We start from the raw sequence: 22,502 nt of genomic DNA, 5'->3' as shown, positions 1-22,502 counted from the left end.
TGAGAATTAGTATAGATACATCAAGACTATATGGATTGCTTCGTAGGCTCACGCCTCCTCGCAATGACGTTTTTATGCTGCTTAATACTTATAGAATAAAAATTGTAGGGTACTATGACTACGTGGTCTCGCTAATAGCGGAAAAGCTATCTAAAACCAGCTCTAGCTTATAACTTTTAACAGTTGTGGTCTATGCACTCCATCGCTCCTGCTACCTGATTCTCCTGAATTGACTATACCAGTTCTATTATTTTTAATCCAAAGAATTAATAGACACATCAAATGCCATAGAGACTAAATTTGCTAACTTTTCCTCTTGATCTAAAATCTCAGGTAATATTTTCCAATATGATAGAGTTATCAACTTATTTGAGTTATTATATGTAAATGGTTCGGAGACAAAAGATTTTAAATCTCCAACCACTTTGTTATCCATTTTAAAGTACAACTCGTTTCTTGCAACTATTCCTATTATTATTCCGTCTTTATATATACCATAACTACCAAACATTGCACGAGTAGTGATTTGACCAAAAGGTGCTAGTATATCTTTAATATATTCAATAAATTCATTACTTTTCATAATTAACCTATAGGTTGATTTGTACGAAAAACCACCATAAGGGTTACTTATTTTTGCAGAGTGACTATTTAAAACTTTCCAGTTGAACCAAATCCACCAGAACCTCTAAGAGTTTCATCTAACGAATCCACCTCGTCCCATAATATCTGCTCATATTTAGAAATAACCATCTGAGCAATCTTCATGCCACGCTCAATTACAAAATCTTCTTTAGCATGATTAACTAAAATTACTTTTATTTCACCACGATAGTCGGCATCAATTGTACCAGGTGCATTAAGTACGGTAATGCCGTGTTTTAGTGCTAAACCTGATCTTGGTCTGATTTGAGCTTCTAAATGACTAGGCAATGCTATACAAATTCCTGTAGGTACTAACTCTACTTGTTGTGATTTTATAGTTATAGGCTCAATATTTGCTGCCATTAGATCCATACCACTACTATGCTGGGTAGCATAACCAGGCAAAATATCTACAGAATGTTCTAATTTTTTAACTTTAATGTTCATAAAGATGATATTTTAAAATAACATTGATCAGGTTGACTAGGAAGCAATCTCCTAGGATTCAGCTTTACTTAACCATATTACCATTGGCATCATAAATCTCGATTTTTTCAAGTTTATCTGCCTCTTTATATGGATAAGTAACCCTAACTGTAATATAACCTCGATTATTAGATATAGCGCCTTCAACTGGAGTACCTGCCACTTCCCATATTCCAAGAGTCATAACGTCAAGCACTCCATGTCCAGCAGCTCTTAAATAATTCACACCAGATTTTCTTGCTATAGCCCTGTATGTTTCTATATATTTTCCATTTTCCTCTTGATGACGATCAACTATTTCCATACCATGAGACAAAAAACAACCTTTCATTTGACATTTCCTTATATCTGATACGGAAACTCCCTCATTAGAAGCCGCTTTGTAGACAGAACAGCTAGATAAAATTATCATCACAATGAAAAGACAACTATTAATTTTATATTTACTAAACATTCTTTGCTCTTTATGGGGTAAAGTATTAGTCTTATCATTTAGTAATATAGTCAATTGATGAGAAGTTGGTAACGTCGTCGCTCCATAGCATAGGTGTCAGTTTAATAAAATAATAATTGAGAAACCGTCATTGCGAAGAGACCTTAAGGTCAACGAAGCAATCCAGAAAAGTAACCAAAAATGGATTGCCACGACCACTACGTGGTCTCGCAATGACGGAAAAACTATCTAAAACCCGCTCTACCTTATAACTTTTAACAGTTTTGACCTATGCACTCCATCGTTCCTGCTACCTAATTCTCCTGAATTAACTATACCAAAGAATAAATTGTAGCAAAATCTGCATTATATGTCAATATTCATTATATTTTGATATCCTTTCTAATAAGACCTATTTAAAGTAAATTCTAATAAAGAAACTAAATGATCTTTATAAATATTTTGTATAGGGATTTGTTTTAATAAATTACTAGCTTCATTGTTAATCGCTGCTAAATAGTCAATAATTTGCTGCTTAATACAATGTTCTATCATCAATTCTCGTATTAGTTTAAACTCACTTTCAGTTCTATTATCTGCCTTAATCATTTCTTGAATTTTTAACTGCCACTGATCATCAAGCTTTTTATATAAGAAAATTAGTGGTAGAGTTATTTTCCCTTCTGAAAAATCATCGCCTATATTCTTACCAATATCACGACTATCCCCTAAATAGTCAAATAAATCATCAATGATTTGAAAAACATTGCCTAGAACTCTACCAAATTTTTGTAAAATTTCACAAATTTCATTAGATTGACCAGAAATAATTGCTCCTGCTTCACAAGATACGCCAAATAATTCTGCCGTTTTTGCCATAATTATTTCATTATATTCTGTTTCGTCAATAATTCTCCGCTGATTCAATTTCACCAATTGCGAAACCTCTCCTTCTGATATAATTGCTGAAGCTCTTGATAAAGATTTCATGGCTTTAATAGATTTTGTATCGACCATTAGCTGAAATGATTGGCTAAATAAAAAATCCCCAACTAGAATACTAGCCTTGCTATCCCAGATAACATTAGCAGTAGGTTTGGATCTTCTCATGGTACTCTCATCTACTACATCGTCATGCAATAAAGTTGCCGCATGAATAAACTCTACAGCCCCAGCAAGCTTTATATTATCTTCCCCTACATAACCAAACATTTTGCTAGTTAAAATTGTTAGTAATGGTCTGATTCTTTTGCCACCAAATTCCAGCAAATATTTACCTATTACGCTAACCAGCTCCTCTTTGGTAGCTAAGCGGGTTATAATAAGCTTATTTAATGCAGAAAGTTCTGGGCTTAAGTCTTTATGTATTATTTTTATAGTATCCAATTTACGTCTCTATTTTTTATTTTATGATTTCCGTACGCTCGTTCCTATCATTCCCCCTTCTCCTTGCCATTCTTAGCAACGGCGGGAATCTAGATACCTGATTTCGCAGGTATGGCACTAAGCCAAGCAGGGAGTCAATTTACTATGGCGTAACGCTATTCGGATCATTATAGACTTCCTGCCAAAAATCACTATCAATCTCCAAAAAAGGTTGAATCATTAATTGTTTTAATAATTTTTGATGTTCATTGAAATCAGGCACTAGCTCTTGTATTCTTTTTGTTATACTATAGTCAATTGATAAGGAGTTGGTGACGTCGTCACTCATCGCTCGCCTATTACTTATAGGCGTCGCTCCATCGCTCCTAGCACCAACTCCTCCTGAATTGACTATATCACCAACCCGTATTTTTTCCGAGGCTTTTTTGTATAATGCTAGATAATATAATGGTAAAAATTTATCAAGATCGACAGTGCCTATTTTTCCTTTTTCTATATTATTGGAATCTAATTTATACTCAAAACTTATGTCCCCTGAGTTAGAGTCAGGATGATCTGATACGGTTTTTAGAAAATAATTAATCCCCTCTTTGTATACAATACGACTATCTTCAGAAAATGTTTTAAATCTACCTAAATTTAATAAATAATTGGTGATAATATCAGTTACCTTTAAATAATTATTAACAACCAAGAGTCCATTAATATCAAAATTGCCAAATGAATTTAGCTTGCATTCACTTGACAAGCGGAATCCAGTATTATTAGAAAATAAACTAAGGTTATGTATTTGAGCTCTCATTACATCGTTTATTCTAGCAAAAAAATTTACATCTAAATCAAAAATATATTGATGATTTTCTAATTCAGTTAAATTGAATTTATCTTTATTATTGTTAACATACTCTAACTCTTCCATTAACGATAAATTGTTAGGCAATGCTGATATATACGGCAATAAATACTGGATAGAATTTAATATATTATCGGAAAATCCTGATTTCAAATCAATTGTTGATTCAACCTTCAAATGGCTAGCACGATGACTTTCTTCCTCTTTATTTTGATATAACAAACTAGTCAAAGAGTCTTGGACATTGCTTGAAAATTTGCTGGATATCATTTTTATTTCTAAATCGTTAACAAATTCACTATATATAGATTTATTTGTTTTTATATAAAACTTACCTTCAAAACTAAAAGGCATTGGCCAAGCAAATCTATATAATAAAAGACCAGCTGGCACCCTCCTGTTGATAAGATTACTTTCTAAGATGTTTGTTGAATAACTAATATTTAATTTTTGCGGCACATTATTTTTAAAATCTTCTAGATCAGTATAATATTTTTTCTTTTCCAGTGAGAATGAAATAGCTGTATGATCTTCATCATATAGTTTTTGCTGATCAATTAAATCAAAGATTTTGGTTTTGTCAGATATTAATTCCAATTCTTTAACAAAATTGATAATTTCAAACGGATCTTTTTTTTGTATAAAAATCTTAAATAACTTTAAGCTCAAGGGAATTTTTGCTGTAAAAGAATAATTATCACTTTCGAATTTTGCCCCAAATCCTGATTGAATAGGTTTATAACGACCCGTTGCGTTACCAGAATAGGTGATAAAGCAAACTTGTTTTAGTAAGTCATAACCTATATAAATCGGAGTATGAAATTCAATTATACTATTCTCCCCCTCTTCATACCAGCCAATTACTTGAAAGGCAATTTTAAATGGAAAGCCATAGCTGGTAATTTTATTAAACTTAACGAAATATTTTTGTTCATTATCTACCGTATTAGTAGCGATATAACGATTACTATATTGCTGATTGATCTTACCAGCTATAGAACTAATAATTAAGAACCATGAAACAGTATAAATCAAAAGGGTTGCAGCAATTATCACTGATATATATATTAATGTTTTTCGCATGCTAATTACATAATTTTACATATTCACGGTTTAACTGCACTATATCCCAAAACCATAAAATAACTATCATAATAAACATTATTAGTAAATAAACTACTATTGAATCACATGTGGCAGTAGGCACTATTATGAATATAAAAGACTGAATAAAAGCTCCTAGAGACTTACCAAATTTGGTACTAATAACCTCAGCAGCAGCTTTACCTTTTGTTCGAAGTTCTAATGATAAAGGAATATATGCCATTTCCTTTGTTGAATCAAATAACGAATATTTAGTTGATTTACTTAAAATATTTTGTATCCCTCCAATAATTACAGCAGCATAAATTGGATTAAAGTCTTTAATACCACAACCTATATCTTCTGAGAAAATAACAAAAATGAAAAACATTAAACCAGTTATCGAAAACATCAAAGGTGTTAATAATGCTGAAACTAACCAAGTAAATTTCCTAATCACATTACTGCCAACTACCATAAAAGTCACGCAGGAAATTCCCATCCAAATATTAAACCTGCCCATAAAGTTTATATAATCTAACGTATTGGGATTAAGTTCTCTTACTTTAGCTTTCCACGGACCTTCCACTATATTAGTTAGTGCTCCATAACAAATTATCAATAAAGCAATGCGTCCAACATATTTTGAGCTAATAATTAGCCTGATACTATCCAGAAGTGGTAAAGAGGTTTTTGCCTGTATTTGAGTTACTTTAAAATCAGCCATTAATCCCTTATCATGCAAAATCAGATAATTAATTAACCTAAATAACAACATTGAAATTATACCGGCAAATACTATTATAGACATAATTGGTTGTAACATTAGTTCTGAATTATATTGTAAATCTTCATCTATTATCATTTGGGTATCTGATATCTCTTGTACATTTGAGAAAGCTACTAATACATTACCAGCTACAATTAAGCCAACATTGCCTACCATTCCTAAAATTGGATAAAAACGTTTTGCATTATTTGTATCAAAAATATTATTAGCAAATTGCCAAAACATTAGGTTAATAATTACGGCACTCCATAATTCTGCACAAACATACATGATAGCGTAACTCCATTTACCCATTATCTTGATAAACCACCGAAAATTAGGATACAAAGATACTAAATGTTCTATCTGCTCAGTATTTGGATGATAAAACTCCTGATTAGGATAAATGACATAGGCAAATATCAGAAAAAACAACAAAAAGCTTGAAATTATTATATAAAAAATATATTCAAAACGGATGTGATTACTGAGCTTTACATATAATACAGCGAATAATATAGAAGATGGCAAAACAAGCCAAAGTTTTAAAAAGCTGATAACCTCCGCTCCCATTGATGGCACAACTAATCCGTCTTTAACAGACCTCAGAGCCCCAAAATTAAAAAGAACACAGAGCATCATTAATGCCATAGGTAGAAAAAGTTTCAACTCCTCCCTCTCTATTGGCCAAATGATTTCCTGTATTTTAGAAAAAATATTTTTGAATGGTAACATTATTATTACACAAAGAATTACCTAAAGATAGAGGCTATATTTCATATATGGTGAAGCTGCACTAGCACTTTTAAAGCTCTATGATAATAAAGTCAATGAAAATTAGCATATTTCTCTATTAACAAAATTAGTTACGTGACAAAATTATATAGTTTTTTCAAGCTTTCGTGTGAGCATCACTACAATTATATCATGAATTTCGTTTGCACTAAGATCTGCAGCGTTTATTTTTACTATTCTATCTGGAAATTTATCTGATATATATTGAAATTTATCATAGACTTTTTGATGAAATTCAATATTCTTACTTTCAAATTTATTATTATTACCTCTTGCCCACGCCCTTGCTAAAGCAATATTTGGCTCTATATCAATAAAAAAGGTAATATCAGGCATTACAGGTGATATTAGAGATTTATGAAGTTCATACACTAAATCAGTACCTACCTCTTGCCCTTGATAACAAGCCGTAGAATCCACAAACCTATCACAAATAACTGAGACCCCAGAATTGAGTTTAGGAATAATCCTTTTATGAACATGTTCGTAACGTGCCGCCATAACTTGCAGCAATTCTGACATAGGTAATAAATCTTGATAAACTAAAATGTCACGCATTTTCTCAGCCGCAATAGTTCCGCCCACTTCATGTGTTAAATCTGTCCGGATATTTTGTGATAATAAATACTGGTGTAGCATATCGCTCTGGGTAGATTTACCACACCCTTCCCCACCTTCAAACGTAATAAATTTACCGTTTTTAATTGACATAACTACCACTATTCATTTCATGTAACCTTGAAATAGTTCTCTTAAATTCATTACTACGCAAACCATTCTGATATATTTTTATGGGTTCATCTTGTAAAGTCATAAATAGTACCACCTTATAAAAATAAGCATTATCAACAAAATTTATAAACCTAACAGCTAAATCTGTATTATCAGAACTTATTATACGAATATTTTCTACTATTATAATAGAAAATTTTTGACAAATATCTACATAATCAACATAACCTAATTCTCTTACAAATAGCTCTTCAAAATCGGTCACTAATATTTTCTCACCAGCCATGTTAAAAGATATTTTCCGTCCGAAAACAGCAATATCCTTAGGAACTAGCTGGTTATTATTATTTAACTTGCCAATAAGTTTCTGTATCTCGAATTTATTATGTTCATTAATTGGATATATTATGCGTCTGCTAGCCGTTTGCATAATTTTATCTAATCGATAATCATGATCACTATCTAAGTACATGACTTCAAACCTTTGATAAATCTCTTTAATTATTGGCAAAAAAGAATTTCTTTGTAAACCATCTTTATACAAATCTTCTGGTTTGGTATTACTGGTAATGAAGATAAATACCTTACATTTTATCAGTTCAAGAAGTAGCGGTCCTATTATCATAGCATCAGCTATATCTTTAATTTCAAACTCGTCGATACATATTACTGCTGCTTGTTTTGCATAATTTGTCGCAATGCTTTTTATAATATTATTTTTAGACTTTGATTTGTCTTGTAACTGATAAATATCTTTATGTACCGATTGCATCAAATTCTGGTAATGGATCATTAATTTCTTAATTTGCAATATTTGAAAAAAATGTTGCATTAATACAGTTTTGCCATTACCTACATTACCATATAAATAGATACCTTGTTTTGCTAATAAATTACCATTAAAGAATTTCAAAAATGACTTATCTTCAATTTGCTTAGCAAAATTCTTAATTCTACCTAGCAGAAATAACTGCTTTTTATCAAATTTTAATTCAGACAATCGATTACATTTTTGTTAAGGTTTATTCTTTTTTTAACGCTTCTATTTCCTTAATAGTTAGTTTTGTATATTTAACTATTTTTTCTATTGGCTCATTATCAGCTAACATTTCTTTCGCCATGGCTATAGTACTTTCTTTAATACCTTCAGCTTTTCCTCTAGCTTCACCTCTAGCTTCACCTATAGCTTCGCCTATAGCTTTTCCTTTAGCTTCGCCTATAGCTTTTCCTTTAGCTTCAGCATCTTCAATTTGTTGCTGTTCTACCGCTAAATTATCAAAATAGGCTTTTGTTCTTTCCTCATAGGTGTTAAGCTCCGCTTCTGACCAGCTTGCTTGATCTACTGCCTCAAAGGCTCTTCTAATAATTTTATCCTTACCTATTAACTGCTCTATTTCGGCTAATGTTAATGTACTATCTCCTGCATGTTTGAAAAAATACATCCACTTTTCCTCTGTAGTCTCTAGATTAGAGATAATTTTATTAAATTTCTTGAGTTCTAAAAAAACAAAGTAAAAATCTTTTAAATCATTGGCGTAGCTTTCTGTATCTAAAAGACGATGCTCTGACTTCCAATGTTTTTTATCGTCAAACATCACAAAATCTGCTATTGCTAAAAATATTACTCCTTTTAATTTAGCGTATACTGCCAACTTTTTATGGTTTTCATCCTCTTTGAGTATTTGCCTAGAATATGCTTTAGCTGCATAATACTGGGCTCTTTTCTCAAATCCTGGATGCTTACTTATCTGCATCTCTACGATGAATTGATTACCATGTTGATCTTTACATAACACATCAACTATAGACTTTCTGTAAATAGCAATATCAGGGTCTTGGATAGTTGGTAAAAACGTCACCTCAATTATTTTTTCATTTCCTTTACATTTGAGAATATCATTTAAAAAATGAACAAGTATATCCTTGTTCTTTTCAGTGCCAAAAATTTGGCGAAAACAAAAATCATTTTTAGGGTCAAGAAATTTTGATAAAAACATATAATACAACCTCTTAATTCTATATTGATAACTAATACTATTTTACCATCTTCTCCACTAAAAATCTTGCAATAAATTAAACTTCACCCATATATTTTTCGAATTTATTTTTCTCGTTTTGATATTTATCTGCATCCGGTAGGGCTGGTTTCTTAACCGTAATATTTGACCATTTACTGGAAAAAAACTTAGCTCTCTCTATCCAGTCAATCAGCTGTTCTGATTCTGGCTTAATAGCTTTAACCGGACACTCACTCTCACATACTCCACAATCAATACATTCGTCGGGATTAATTACCAACATTAACTCCCCTTCATAAAAGCAATCGACAGGGCATACTTCTACGCAATCAGTATATTTACATTTTACGCACTCATCGGTAACAACATAAGTCATAAATTGTCATACTCCTTGAATTTAGCAATTAACATGCAAGATCTCAAACCCAATACTAATAGAAAATATAGTATAGCACTTATAAACATTAGCACTAAGGGTAATAACATAGAATTATCGATAGTCGGACTACCTAGCCTTAAAACGCTTGCTGGCTGATGTAAACTATACCAAATATTTACCGAAAATTTTACTATGGGAACATTGATAAAGCCAATTAAAGCAATCACCGAGGCTGGTTTTTCAGTACGGCTTATCCTATCACCACTATTCACCACCACGATATAGCTTAAATATAGTAAGAATAATACGAACATTGAGGTAAGTCTAGCATCCCAAACCCACCAAGTTCCCCAAATAGGCTTTCCCCATAATGCCCCTGTTACTATACTAATCATACAAAAAACTGCCCCAATAGGAGCACTTGCTACTGCCATTAAGAAGGACATTTTAGTTTTCCACACTAGGTTAGACAAACTACAAATAGCTATAAATGTATAAATACCTAGTGCCATCCAAGAAGCTGGTACATGAACATACATAATCCTAACCATATCACCTTGTTGGTAATCTGGTGGCGATACTATCAAAGCTTGGTATAACCCCAACCCCATTACTACTAACATTGCAACTAGCAATAATGGTAACATGGTTCGTACTAGCTTACTAAAAAAATAAGGATTTAATAATTTAAACATAAACATCCTAATTATGATTTTGTAGGGTATCATAGGACACAAGTGCCATTGCGAGAAGTCACTTTATAGTCAATTGAGGAGAAGTTGGTGACGTCGTCACTCGTCGCTCGCCTATTACTTATAGGCGTCGCTCCATCGCTCCTGCTACCCAATCCTCCTGAATTGACTATAGTGGTAACAAAACAATGGCAAGATATAATATATGACATGTAAATGCCATGCGTAAGATGAGTTATTCATTAACTTTTACTTTCGTTCTCTTTATCTTGAAAATGTGATATAAGGTCTATTATCACTAACCTTTACTCTAAACATAATTTTGCTAAAGATAAATAATCTTGTGGTGATAAATTTTCAGATCGACAAAAATTATCTATTTTTAATTTTGCTAACAAATCTTCTATACACGAGGTTAGTGTCTTTAAAGATGATTTAATCATTTTACGTCGCTTGCCAAAGGCTAGTCTAGTTATTAACTCAACTTTTTCAATTAGTTCAGCTGTTAATGCATTATTGTTATAAGGTACGAGTTTAACTATAGCCGAGTGGACTTTTGGTGCCGGATAGAAAGCTTGCGGATTAACATCAAAGCATTTTTCAACAGAACAAAGTAACTGACATATTACTGATAATCTTCCGTAGGATTTTGTTCCAACTTTACCACATATTCGGTCTACAACCTCCTTTTGCAGCATTAAAGTCATACTATTTATTAATGGTAATTTTTTTAACCATTTTATGACTAACTCTGTGCCTATTTGGTAAGGTAAATTTGAAATAATAGTTATTTTATCATGAGTTAAGCTTGATAGATCAAATTTAGTAGCATCCGAATGAACAATGTGCAAATTAGGGAACAGTTCTCTTATTTCCATAAGTAAAGGTATACATCTAACGTCAGTTTCAATAACAGTTAAAGATTTAGGGTTGCAGGCAAGAATAGCTCTAGTGAGTCCGGCTGTACCAGAACCAATTTCTAAGACCAAATCATTTTCTTGCAGTTCACTAACTCGAACTATTTTATCACATAGGCTACTATCAAAAATGAAATTTTGACCATATTTCTTAATAGGAGCAATACCATGTTTGCTAGCATGCTTTGCAATTGAAGGTAAGGCATTTAAATTATTTAAGATCACAAAGGTAGCATTATTTTGATATATGCTTTCTTACGCATATCTTCAAAGTATTTTTGTGCTTTTTGTGACATTTTCTTATTAGCTAGCAGATTTACTACGTAATTATTTTCATCACTAGTAACATTAATCATCTTTTTGTCGCACATTAAGATTAATTTAAATCCGTCTTGCATCTCAAAAACATTACTTCTTTCTCCCATATTTAAATCTTTGAGAATTGTTTGTAGTGTAAAATCTAGAGTACTCAGATTCTGATTAATTACCTCTAATGTAGAAAAATCTTTATATAAAGATTCTTTGACATCAGAACAATTTTTAAGACGTTTTTGTAAATCACACATCTTATGCAAAGTTTTATCATCTTTATCTTGTGAAGTAAAAATCTGTGCTGATACTTCCGCATCTTTTGAATTTGTCGCTAATATTATATCATTAACTTCTTTTGCACTAATAGCAACTGATCTTGAAATACTAGATAAAATGTTCATTTTGATAATTTCTGCACCTATCTGAAATTTAAAATTATTAATATCTACAGATTTACTCTTCAAAAACTTTATTAAATGCCCTTTTTCCATTTTATTACGTTGCTCGATGGTTTCTATAGACTCATTTATTTCACTATCAGAGCTTTTTTTACCGTTTACAGATTGATAAAGTAATACATCATCAATCATGCTGTTAATTGCCATCTTATCAAGTTGCTTATTTGTTTGAGAATCAGGATTAGGAATATTGTTAAGTGCCATGATCATGTGTTTTCTAGCTAGAAATTCATGTAAGGTAATTGGCTCATTATTAACTAATGCAACTATATTGGATAACTCTGCTTTTGCTATAGTTATGTTAAAAATGATGGCAACTAAACAAAATAACTTTTTCATATTTAACTTCTTCATAATTTTAGGCTCACATATTTAATATTTTTAGACCTACAGAAATAGTAGGGACGGCAAAAGTCTTTTTTATCCCCCTGCTATTATCTCCCATATAATTGTCTGAAAGTTTTCCTGCTATTTTAACACACTCATTCAAGTATGTCACCTGGATACTCTTAGAAAGAATATATATTTTATTTTTTGCCCAGTCTATCCTCATATCATAGGCAACTGACCAATTTTCTGCTAATTGATAAGTGAAGTTGTAGTAAAGTTGTCTTACTTTATTATCAATTAATTCATTGGTAGAATAATATTTCTGTATATTAGAAATTTGTGCTAATCCAACAGTTAACTGAATTGCCTTAGAGTTAAGGGTGCCACCTAATTCATCTCTAATTGGCTGAAAATTCTTGCTTTTTCTAAATCTATAGAACAGCTCTATTGTATCAGAAAAATTACTAGAAATTCTGCCAACATTTTCAACATTATCAATAGATTTGTTATTAATAAGATTATTACTATAGGTCTGTCCTAGGAATAAACTAGAATAATTTTGCTCTGAAAGTATAGAAGAATTAATACCATAACTTAATCTATTGCCAAATTCATGATAATCTATACCACTATAGCGATTCGAACTGAATATATTATTTTCTGATAGTTCATATTTTGACGGATCAATAAAAGAAAATTTCTTATTAGAATTATTTTTACGTCCAATAGTTGCTGATATAATTGGTTCAACAAATAGACTAGCTTTATCAAAGATTGAGCCAGCTAATGGATAGTGCCAAGTAGTTTGAATTTCTGGTATATTTCTAGCAAGAACCTTGTTAGCCCTAGAATTATTTGGATATAGGTGATTAATAAAATATACATCTGATCTATTCCGTAAGGTAACATTAAATAAATGACCAGATGAAGTTAGGAAATTGTTATCTACTGCCAATTGCAATGCAGCTTGCCCTAGTTCTCTACCACTTCTTTCTTTATAGATTAGTGCATTATTCTCAATAACTATGCTAGTAGTTTCATCGTCATTTAAAGGTATGACATTCTTAGTTCTAACCTTAGGAAAAATTAATGGACTGGTGCTACTAGAATCATTTGTTCCCAATCCTTCAAAATACATCCCTTCCGTTAATAAGTAATTGTAATTATTGACATGTTCTAAATATAACTTGGAAGTCAAATATGGAGTATAATTATTATAATAATTTTTTAAGTAAGCTTTATCAGAAGTACGTTGCAACCTAAATCCATATCGATAATCGTTTTTGGTGAAATCGCCATTGCTTAATATATAATATGAATTTACCTTAGTGTTTTTTATCGTTATCGCACCATTCTTTAAGGAGTAGGGTACTTTGCCATAATTAGCCTCTAAAGATATATAATCGCTTTTGTTTGGTTTGTAACGAGCTTCTAGTTCAAAAATTGTATATTTTTCCCAAAAAATCCTAGGGGTTAGAGTAAAATCTAGATTAGGTTTAGCTCTATAATATAATGGTATCCTTAAAGAGCTATCCTGTATTCCAGGCATCAATATTCCTGATTTTGCAGGAGCCTTAGGTGTTGGATGAGAAAAATAGGGTGTATAGAAGATTGGAATACCATATACCTCAAAAAATAGATGCTTATAAACCATTATGTTCTTATTGATATCTACTTCAGTATTTTTGGCAGAAATTTGCCAAATAGGTTTTTGGTTACATAGTATTTTACATGGAGTAAAGGTACTATTATGCAAACGAAAAACATCTTTATTGACTCTTTCCGCTAATTTTGACACTAAGAGATTATTATCACCAAGATATAAAATAAAATCTGAAATTATCCCCGCCTTTAGCTTATCTTTTAATACGACAAATTCTCCCAAAATAACTCTATTTTGTTGATCTGTAATTTTAACATCACCCTCAGCCCAGAGTGTATCTTGTTCTATATCGTAAATCAAAGAATTGGCTGTTAAAAAATAACTATCTAATATAATTTGAACATTACCTTTAGCATAAATAAATTGTTCCTTTTGGTTATATTCGATATAATCTGTTGACAAAAAGCTAAACTGTTTATTTATTCCTTGCTGTTTAGCTTGTGCCGAACTACCAATTGGTAATAAAATAATAATTTTAATAGTAATAATCAATAAATTGCAGAAAATTCGCATTTAGAATAATTTTTGAAGTAAGATGGTAAATATATCATGTATACATCAAATTTGATATATTTATATAGCTAACCAGATTAGTATTACTCCACTATAGTCAATTGATGAGAAGTTGGTGATGTTGTTGCTCATCGCTCCTGCTACCCAATTCTCCTGAATTGACTACACTCTTATCCTTAGATAATTTTAGTATATACTAATTATGATATGCACTAAGTATTTTATGAAAAATATTTTTATTATTTTTATTGACTCATCTTACGCATGGCGTTTAAAAGTCATATAAAAAATAGCTTGGCGTCATTGCGAGAAGCTACTTTAGTAGCGACGAAGCAATCTAATGAATGTGGATTGTTCGACCACTACGTGGTCTCGCAATGACGGAAAAGCTATCTAAAACCCGCTCTACCTTATAACTTTCAACAGTTGTGGAATCTAAGACCCCTGCTTACGCAGGGGTGACACAAAAATGGACAATTGCTTCGTCGTGTTGTGGTTTCCGCACTTTTCGCAATGACACCTAAGATTTTTTCCTACTATAGTCAATTCAGGGGAATTGGGTAGCAGGAACGATGGAGCGACGCCTATAAGTAATAGGCGAGCGACGAGTGACGACGTCACCAACTTCCCATCAATTGACTATACTGCTTGCAATCGATAAAGTCTGTGTATATAATAAACTTATGCTCTTTCCAAATATCAATCCTGTTATTTTTTCTATCGGACCATTTACCGTTTATTGGTACTCCATGGCTTACGTTTTGGGTATATTAGTTGGGTGGTTCTATGCTTATAAAATTATAAAAAAATTCGAAGTTGGGGTTACTGCAACACATTTAGAAAATTTTGTTACTTGGGCTATTCTTGGTATCGTAATAGGTGGAAGATTAGGCTATGCGTTACTATATAATCCGATTCAATATTTTTCTGCTCCTCTTCTCATTTTGAAGACTTATGAAGGTGGTATGTCATTTCATGGTGGGGTGATTGGTTTAATTATGTCTAGTTATTTTTTCTGCTATAAGCATAAAGTTAACTTCTTGCTTATGTGTGATATATTAGCTACGATTTGTCCTATTGGTTTATGTTTAGGTAGAATGGCCAATTTTATTAATGGTGAATTATATGGCAGAGTGACCACAATGCCTTGGGGCATGATTTTTCCAAATAGTGACCTACAACTAAGACATCCTAGCCAACTCTATGAGGCATTTTTTGAAGGAGCTGTATTATTCCTAATTCTAGCTTACGCCACTTTCAAATATAAAACTATAAATATCCATGGTTTGAATTTTGCTATATTTTTAATATTCTATTCGGTATTTCGAATTATTATAGAAATGTTTCGTGAGCCAGATTTTCACATAGGTTTTATTTTTAATAATTTAACTATGGGGCAAATTTTATCATTACCTATGATAATACTAGGAATTTATTTAATAATACGAATTAAATGCCAGTCGATTCCAAAATAAGAAAACTTATTGAGCAAAATGGTAGTATTAAGCTTGATGAAATGATGCTCCAAGTAACGTCTGTAGCCCCTTCTTCCTATTACCAAAAACAAGATAAACTAGGTTGCTTAGGAGATTTTACAACAGCTCCAGAAATTTCTCAGCTTTTTGGTGAAATGATAGCGTTATGGACTATTGACCAATGGTATAAAATGGGTTGCCCTCGGAAAACTAATTTAGTTGAATTGGGTCCTGGACAGGGGGTGTTAATGCGAGATTTGCTAAATGTTGCTAAATTAGTTCCAGAATTTTACCAATCTCTCTCTATAGAATTAATTGATATTAATCCTCATTTTATCAAAAAACAAAAAACAAACCTAAAGTTAACAGGTCTCCCTATCAAACACTATAAATCCATACAATATATATCTAAAATTCCTTCTATTATAATAGCTAATGAATTTTTTGATGCTATGCCAATTAAGCAGTATATTAAAAGCAAAAAGCTTTGGTACGAGCTAACACTTATTATTGACCCAGCTGATGGTAAGATTAAATTCGATAAGATAGAGGTTAGTAAGGAGTTACAGCGTTATTTACTGCAAGAACACTCAAACGCACATGATGGAGCAGTAATAGAAGAATCACCTAAATCGTTAGAAATCGTAAAATTTATCAGTAAGCATATAATGCAATTCGGTGGGGCTAGCTTAATTATCGATTACGGTTATGATATAGATCCAATAAAGAGGACGCGTAACCAGTATAACCCTACTTTACAAGCGATAAAAAATCATAAATATTACCCACTACTTGAAACTTTAGGAGAAGCCGATTTATCAGCACATGTTGACTTTTATGCCTTAAAGACAGTAAGCAGAAATATAGGAATAAATGTGTATGGATCAATAACTCAACGTGATTTCTTAATTAGCAATGGTATATTATTACGAAGTCAACTATTACAAAGTAAATTACCTATTATAGAGGCAAATATCATAGCAAAACAAGTTGATAGACTAATTGCTCCCAATAAAATGGGACTATTGTTTAAAGTATTGCACCTTGTACAGGAGTACTTATAGGCGTCGCTCCATCGCTCCTAGCTCCACAACTGTTGAAAGTTAGAAGAGGAAGAGGTTTTAGACCGAATAGTTTAAAAGTCGTATGTGGTCAACGTCATTGCGAGAAAGACCGCAGGTCGACGAAGCAATCCATAAAAGTAACCAAAGATGGATTGCCACGACCACTACGTGGTCTCGCAATGACAGAAAACCTATCTAAAACCCGCTTCCTCTTCTAACTTTCAACAGTTGTGGCGTCGCTCCATCGCTCCTAGCCTCAACCCGCTACATCAATCATCTCTTCTAATAATTTATATTCAAGCATACGCTTCTTCAAATCATTTGCCTATATCCCTATACTAAACCCCCACTATACTAAACCTCAATTGGTCCAATAGTTAAACCATTAACAAATTGTTGCAAATAGGGATTATCACTATTTTTTATCTCATCTTTTGTTCCAAACCATAAAATCTTCCCTTGATAAATCATAGCAACCTCTTTAGCTATCATATAAGCACTATTCATATCATGGGTTATGGTAATGGTAGTAGCTTTTAGCTCTTCTTGAACTTTAATTATTAATTCATTAATAACATTAGCCATGATAGGATCAAGACCAGTAGTTGGTTCGTCAAGAAAAAGAATCAAAGGATTACCACAAATAGCCCTAGCTAAAGATACTCTTTTCTGCATCCCCCCAGAAAGTTCAGATGGATAAAGATTGAGTATCTTACTAGATAAACCTACCGAATTAAGTTTAGATGCCGCTAACTCTTGTTTATTTTTGGGAGATAATTTATACAATTTTTCAGCAAAAAACGTAATATTATCTTGAACAGTTAGAGAATCAAATAAAGCTCCACCCTGGAATAGAAAGCCTATAGTTTCCATCATTTTAAATCTATCTTTATTTGAGATATTGACAGTCTCTACCCCATCAACAACTATACTACCTTTATCAGGCTGTATTAACCCAACTATCGTCTTAATTAGTACTGATTTACCACTTCCCGAACCGCCAAGGATTACTATCGAACTATCCTGCTTTATGTCCAAGTCTATACCGTCAAGTACCTTTCGGTTACCGAAAGATTTATATAATGAACGTATTTTTATTTTTGATTGGTTATTCATAACTTTAAAAAAAACATGCTGTTATTAAGTAATTACTGATTAAAATCAGCACCGAAGAACTTACTACCGCCGAAGTTGTAGCAGTTCCGACTCCTTTTGCTCCTGTTCCAGAGCAATATCCACTATAGCAACTTATTATTGAAATAATAAAACCAAAAGCCGCTGCTTTTACCAAACCAGAAATAACATCTATTGATTGTAAAAACTTAAAGCTATTTACCATATAACTAGAGCTATTAAAATTAAGCTTATAAACACTTACCAAATAGCCACCCATTACTCCTAATACATCACCTATTAATACTAAACATGGTAAGGTAATAACTGCAGCTAGCACCCTTGGCAAAACTAAATATTTTATTGGATCAGTTGACAAAGTATAAAGAGCATCTATTTGTTCCGTCACTCTCATTGTAGCTATTTCAGCGGCAATTGATGCACCAACCCTACCAGCCACCATGAGACCTGCAAGAACTGGTCCAAGTTCTCTAGTTATTGACAGAATTACCACCGTAGCTATTGAACTTTCAGCCGAGAAACGAGAGAAACCTGTATAACTTTGTAATGCCAGTACAGCCCCAGAAAAAAAGGTAGTCATCGCAACAACTGGTAGGGAATAAAAGCCTATAGATAACAACTGCTTGAATAGTAAGTTGCCATATAAGGGACGCCTAAAAATACTAGTAACTACCGCTATAGTAAATAGAGAAAAAGCTCCTATAGTTTTTGCGAAAGCAATAGTATGTTTGCCGAATAAATTAACTATCTTAATAATCATTTTTATATACTCTCTTATATCTGTCACCGAGCATGGTAAGAATTTCATAACCAATGGTGTTTATTACACTAGCTATTTTATCTGGGGTGCAATAATCCCCTATAATCTCCACTTGTTGCCCTAAAAATATTTCATTTGGTGGTAGTTCAGTAACATCAATGGTAATTAAGTCCATCGATACTCTACCAACTACAGGAGCTAAGTAGGAACCAATACAAACTTCTCCACAATTGCTAAAAGCTCTAGAATAACCATCAGCATAACCAAGAGGCAAGGTAGCAATCAATCTATTACGCTTTGTTTTAAAAGTCATATTATAACCAATATAACTTTCTGGCGGTAATTCTTGTAATTGTATTATCGGAGCAGTCAGCCTAATTGGGTTATGCATCGGATTTTTCGAGGAAATTCCCAAAGGATTAAGCCCATATAATGCCGCACCAGGACGTATTAAGTCAAAATGATATTCTTGTCCTAGAAATATACTACTAGAATTAGCTAAGCTAGCTTTAGCTGTTGGTAAATAGTTTAGATAATATCTAAATTTTGTTAATTGTTGTAAATTATAAGGATTATCTGCTATTTCAGAGGCAGATAAATGACTTATAACATATTGTAATTCAAGACCAGATAATAGGCTAGGGTTATCTATGATACGTTGCATCTCTATGTCAGCCATTCCCAAACGATGCATACCAGTATCAACATGGATTGTACAACGTAATACTTGTTGTTTTTTAGCAGCAAACTTTTGCCATATGGCAATTTGTTGCAAACTATTAAGTACCGGAATTAAGTTACTATTACCAAATTCCTCAACATCATTGTAAAATACACCATGAAACACAAAAATATTAGGTTTCGCTCCTAACACTTTACGTAATTCCACCCCCTCATTAACTGAGTTTACAAAAAAATTCTGACAATTCTCCATCTGTAATGCTGGTGCGATAATATCGGCTCCAAGTCCATAGCTGTTAGCCTTTACCACAGCAGCAATTTTTGAATTTTTGCAAATTTCAGAAATAATACGATAATTAGTACGAATTTTTGCTAAATCTATTTCAAGAGTACAACGAGCATTGTGCATAATAAAATCCTAAATCCTCATAATCTTGTCATAATCTTGCATAGGTTGTAATGCTGCTACAATAATTGGAGTAACGGATATTATATGAAATTTAGAAGGTAAATCAGTAGTTTCTATAGTATCGGTTATATAGATGTTCATTATATCAGAATTCTCAATATTTTTCTTAGATGCCCCAGAAAGCACAGGGTGAGTCACAAAAGCATCAACAGATAATGCTCCTACTGCCATTAATAGCTTAGCTCCCTTACAAATGGTTTCTCCACTATCAACAATATCATCAATTAATAGACAATGCTTGCCTGAAACGTTACCTATTATTTCTGACATTTGGCATTGATCCTTGCTATCCCTGTTTTTATTAATAACAGCCATGTTGATGTTAAAAAGCTTGTTAACTGCACCTATACGTACAAAACCACCAATATCTGGAGACACAATAATAGCATTATTATAGTTCTTAATAATCGGAGCAAATAAACTGATTGGCTCAAGATTTTGTATAGCAATTTTAAAAAATCCCTCTAATTGCTGTGAATGCAAATCAACAGTTATTATGCGATCAACCCCAGCAATTTCCAACATATTTGCTACCAGACGAGCAGGGACTGGAGAAAAATTATCATATCTACGATCTTGGCGACTATAGCCCAAATAGGGTATAACCGCAGTCACTTTTGAGGCTCCTGCTCTTTTTACCGTATCCACTAATAATAAAAGCTCCATTAAGTGGTTATTAGTTGGTCTAGAAGTAGATTGCACTATAACAACATCACACCCTTGTACGTCCTCAAGGATTTGTACTTTTGTCTCACTATCGTCAAAAGTTGTAATGTAAGTTTCCACATATTGACACTTTAGCTCCTTAGCTAAATGTCTAGCTAATTTTTTGTGACTAAGGCCTGCAAGAATTTTCATGCTAATTAATATAATTCATCAAACTCATCGTAGTATATACTAATTATGATGCGCACTAAGCATTTTATGAAAAATATTTTTATTATTTTTATACTAACCTAAATATCCTTACTTTATAAGTCATTGCGAGAGGGCGTAAGCCTCCGAAGCAATCTATTTTAATCGTTTTTCTTGTCGGCACTAATTCAGGTTAATTGACTATATAATATCACTTCCATAATCTTTCATTTTTTCTAAATAAATCATTACCAATGATAGACCACTATGTACCTCTATAGAAACAGTTTCGCAAATAGTTCTATTAAAAGAAGAATTAGTACCCGGAAATGACATCTGATAATGCTCTAATTCCCATTTTAAGCCTTTAGTAGAAATTTGTGCTGATGAAAATCCAAGTAATGAGATTTTGGTATCTACAGACAATGTAAAAACCCTAGTCTCTCCAGCCTTAATTACGTACCCTACAATAGACGGTGCATAAAAAATGCTACCATTTTTAAGAAAAATACTAATATTATTTAATATATGATCAATATATCCTCCACTCATTCCTACAATTATAGCTGGTAACAGATTTTTATTCTCAAGATATTGTAGAGATTTTTCAAAATCACAGCTGTTCTGATCTGGTACACGAATTACTTCAGTATAGTCAATTGATGAGAAGTTGGTGACGTCGTCACTCGTCACTCGCCTATTACTTATAGGCGTCGCTCCATCGTTCCTAGCCCCAAATTCTCCTGAATTGCCTATAGTATACAGTAAATCGACTTTTGCAGAATCTAAATCACCAATCACAACTTTTGGTATTATACCCATCTTGTACAAAGAATTTATTGCTCCATCAGCAGCTATAATAGGCAAGCCAATGTCAAAAAATGACTTATCAGGCAAGTCACCATTTAAAGCCAATATAGAATGGTATAGACCGATATCTATATGTTCATAAAAAGCTCTGTATCTATCTTGCATCGTAGTAACATTTTTGAATAATAGATATTATACTGATTATGAGTCCGGCAACATTGCTAAGAACGACAAATATTGAACCTTGGCAATAGCCATGAACAATCCATGCAACTGAGCAAGTAAGGTAATTTACTAGCATTAGCATAGATATATCATGTGTGGATTTTGTTATATATGCTTTATAGACCTGCGGCAATAGACCTATCAGAGATGTAATTAAGGCAATATAGCCAAAAAATTCTTCAATACTGTACACATTTCCCTCCGTTTGTATTAACAATATCAGGTTCAAAGGGTTGTTTATTAACTCTCAGCCTTAGTCTCCTATGGCACCCCTAATGTGAGTAAAATTATATATTTAAAGTAGATTAGTTGTCAAGATGTTTACAACAGTATCATTTGAGATTTGAGGGCTATAGTCAATTGATGAGAAGTTGGGGACGTCATCACTGAGAACGTTCGCTGAGCTGTGTCAGTATAGAATATCATAGTCTAAAATTCAACCTATCAGGGAAGAAAATATCTAGCTGGGAAACGGTTACCGCCCAATCTGGGATTGGCATATTCCACTTTGCTGTAATCTGTTTTATAGCACAAAAAACCAATTTGAACAAGGCATTTTCACTTG

At 32.5% G+C, this 22,502-nt stretch carries 24 protein-coding genes, 1 pseudogene and 1 riboswitch; of the genes and pseudogenes, 3 read left to right on the top strand and 22 right to left on the bottom strand.

The annotated features are described in order from the left end of the window. Positions 1–253 precede the first annotated feature (253 nt). From RiCNE_RS03295 to RiCNE_RS03225, 15 genes are all read right to left on the bottom strand, one after another. Positions 254–583 (bottom strand): TfoX/Sxy family protein, encoded by a 330-nt coding sequence (locus RiCNE_RS03295; protein ID WP_094649197.1) that lies wholly within the window; start codon positions 581–583, stop codon positions 254–256. Positions 584–651: 68 nt separating this feature from the next. Next, on the bottom strand, positions 652–1,101 hold the full coding sequence (gene dut / locus RiCNE_RS03290; RefSeq protein ID WP_410520914.1) for a dUTP diphosphatase: 450 nt from the start codon (positions 1,099–1,101) through the stop codon (positions 652–654). A 55-nt stretch (positions 1,102–1,156) separates the two neighbouring features. Continuing rightward, positions 1,157–1,585: a hypothetical protein gene (locus tag RiCNE_RS03285; RefSeq protein ID WP_094649195.1), complete on the bottom strand. Its 429-nt coding sequence runs from the start codon at positions 1,583–1,585 to the stop codon at positions 1,157–1,159. Between the two features lie 381 nt (positions 1,586–1,966). Next, positions 1,967–2,950: a polyprenyl synthetase family protein gene (locus tag RiCNE_RS03280; RefSeq protein ID WP_094649194.1), complete on the bottom strand. Its 984-nt coding sequence runs from the start codon at positions 2,948–2,950 to the stop codon at positions 1,967–1,969. A 142-nt stretch (positions 2,951–3,092) separates the two neighbouring features. Then, positions 3,093–4,886, bottom strand: coding sequence for a hypothetical protein (locus RiCNE_RS03275; protein ID WP_094649193.1), 1,794 nt, complete (start codon positions 4,884–4,886; stop codon positions 3,093–3,095). A 1-nt stretch (position 4,887) separates the two neighbouring features. Continuing rightward, the gene (locus RiCNE_RS03270; RefSeq protein WP_094649192.1) at positions 4,888–6,390 is read right to left on the bottom strand and encodes an Npt1/Npt2 family nucleotide transporter; all 1,503 of its coding nucleotides are present in this window, start codon (positions 6,388–6,390) and stop codon (positions 4,888–4,890) included. 144 nt (positions 6,391–6,534) lie between these two features. Next, complete coding sequence (gene tmk / locus RiCNE_RS03265; protein ID WP_094649191.1) at positions 6,535–7,161, bottom strand: dTMP kinase; 627 nt, start codon at positions 7,159–7,161, stop codon at positions 6,535–6,537. Further along, entirely contained in the window at positions 7,151–8,182 is a 1,032-nt protein-coding gene (zapE, locus tag RiCNE_RS03260) for a cell division protein ZapE (protein ID WP_094649190.1), read from the bottom strand. The genes tmk and zapE overlap by 11 nt, the downstream gene beginning before the upstream one ends. A gap of 22 nt (positions 8,183–8,204) precedes the next feature. Beyond that, positions 8,205–9,179, bottom strand: coding sequence for an Rpn family recombination-promoting nuclease/putative transposase (locus tag RiCNE_RS03255; RefSeq protein ID WP_094649189.1), 975 nt, complete (start codon positions 9,177–9,179; stop codon positions 8,205–8,207). Positions 9,180–9,255: 76 nt separating this feature from the next. Beyond that, on the bottom strand, positions 9,256–9,576 hold the full coding sequence (gene fdxA / locus RiCNE_RS03250) for a ferredoxin FdxA (protein ID WP_094649188.1): 321 nt from the start codon (positions 9,574–9,576) through the stop codon (positions 9,256–9,258). Next, complete coding sequence (locus RiCNE_RS03245; protein WP_094649187.1) at positions 9,573–10,274, bottom strand: heme ABC transporter permease; 702 nt, start codon at positions 10,272–10,274, stop codon at positions 9,573–9,575. Before RiCNE_RS03245 ends, fdxA begins: the two co-directional genes overlap by 4 nt. Positions 10,275–10,303: 29 nt before the next feature. Next, a complete protein-coding gene (locus tag RiCNE_RS03240; RefSeq protein WP_094649186.1) occupies positions 10,304–10,483 on the bottom strand; it encodes a palindromic element RPE2 domain-containing protein in 180 nt (59 codons plus the stop codon). Between the two features lie 93 nt (positions 10,484–10,576). Further along, positions 10,577–11,410 (bottom strand): 16S rRNA (adenine(1518)-N(6)/adenine(1519)-N(6))-dimethyltransferase RsmA, encoded by an 834-nt coding sequence (gene rsmA / locus RiCNE_RS03235; protein ID WP_094649198.1) that lies wholly within the window; start codon positions 11,408–11,410, stop codon positions 10,577–10,579. Continuing rightward, complete coding sequence (locus tag RiCNE_RS03230) at positions 11,410–12,297, bottom strand: peptidylprolyl isomerase (protein WP_094649185.1); 888 nt, start codon at positions 12,295–12,297, stop codon at positions 11,410–11,412. Before RiCNE_RS03230 ends, rsmA begins: the two co-directional genes overlap by 1 nt. Before the next feature lie 25 nt (positions 12,298–12,322). Beyond that, positions 12,323–14,464 (bottom strand): LPS-assembly protein LptD, encoded by a 2,142-nt coding sequence (locus RiCNE_RS03225; RefSeq protein ID WP_094649184.1) that lies wholly within the window; start codon positions 14,462–14,464, stop codon positions 12,323–12,325. Positions 14,465–15,020: 556 nt separating this feature from the next. Here RiCNE_RS03225 and RiCNE_RS03220 point away from each other — a divergent pair. Genes RiCNE_RS03220 through RiCNE_RS03210 form a run of 3 tightly spaced genes read left to right on the top strand, consistent with a single transcriptional unit; the run spans position 15,021 to position 17,003 of the window. Then, entirely contained in the window at positions 15,021–15,125 is a 105-nt protein-coding gene (locus RiCNE_RS03220) for a palindromic element RPE2 domain-containing protein (protein ID WP_239832648.1), read from the top strand. Positions 15,126–15,147: 22 nt separating this feature from the next. Beyond that, positions 15,148–15,939: a prolipoprotein diacylglyceryl transferase gene (gene lgt, locus RiCNE_RS03215; protein ID WP_094649182.1), complete on the top strand. Its 792-nt coding sequence runs from the start codon at positions 15,148–15,150 to the stop codon at positions 15,937–15,939. Then, positions 15,918–17,003, top strand: a complete 1,086-nt coding sequence (locus RiCNE_RS03210) for a class I SAM-dependent methyltransferase (RefSeq protein ID WP_094649181.1) — start codon at positions 15,918–15,920, stop codon at positions 17,001–17,003. The genes lgt and RiCNE_RS03210 overlap by 22 nt, the downstream gene beginning before the upstream one ends. Before the next feature lie 354 nt (positions 17,004–17,357). Here the strand turns inward: RiCNE_RS03210 and RiCNE_RS03205 are convergent, their stop codons facing one another. The 7 genes and pseudogenes from RiCNE_RS03205 to RiCNE_RS08560 all read right to left on the bottom strand — a co-directional run. Next, a complete protein-coding gene (locus RiCNE_RS03205) occupies positions 17,358–18,119 on the bottom strand; it encodes an ABC transporter ATP-binding protein (RefSeq protein WP_094649180.1) in 762 nt (253 codons plus the stop codon). A 4-nt stretch (positions 18,120–18,123) separates the two neighbouring features. Beyond that, positions 18,124–18,897, bottom strand: coding sequence for an MlaE family ABC transporter permease (locus tag RiCNE_RS03200; RefSeq protein ID WP_094649179.1), 774 nt, complete (start codon positions 18,895–18,897; stop codon positions 18,124–18,126). Then, a complete protein-coding gene (locus RiCNE_RS03195) occupies positions 18,887–19,987 on the bottom strand; it encodes an alanine racemase (RefSeq protein WP_094649178.1) in 1,101 nt (366 codons plus the stop codon). Before RiCNE_RS03195 ends, RiCNE_RS03200 begins: the two co-directional genes overlap by 11 nt. A 9-nt stretch (positions 19,988–19,996) precedes the next feature. Then, entirely contained in the window at positions 19,997–20,905 is a 909-nt protein-coding gene (locus RiCNE_RS03190) for a ribose-phosphate diphosphokinase (protein WP_094649177.1), read from the bottom strand. A 198-nt stretch (positions 20,906–21,103) separates the two neighbouring features. After that, positions 21,104–21,877, bottom strand: a complete 774-nt coding sequence (locus RiCNE_RS03185; protein WP_094649176.1) for a thiamine diphosphokinase — start codon at positions 21,875–21,877, stop codon at positions 21,104–21,106. Beyond that, on the bottom strand, positions 21,867–22,130 hold the full coding sequence (locus RiCNE_RS03180) for a SemiSWEET family sugar transporter (RefSeq protein ID WP_094649175.1): 264 nt from the start codon (positions 22,128–22,130) through the stop codon (positions 21,867–21,869). Before RiCNE_RS03180 ends, RiCNE_RS03185 begins: the two co-directional genes overlap by 11 nt. Beyond that, a riboswitch (TPP riboswitch) is annotated at positions 22,117–22,221 on the bottom strand. Its footprint overlaps the gene before it by 14 nt. Positions 22,222–22,359: 138 nt before the next feature. Then, positions 22,360–22,502: pseudogene (locus tag RiCNE_RS08560) on the bottom strand (IS256 family transposase); the annotation flags it as partial.

This window comes from Rickettsia endosymbiont of Culicoides newsteadi, assembly GCF_002259525.1.
GTDB lineage: Bacteria > Pseudomonadota > Alphaproteobacteria > Rickettsiales > Rickettsiaceae > Tisiphia.
This window is presented reverse-complemented; position numbering and strand designations above follow the sequence as displayed.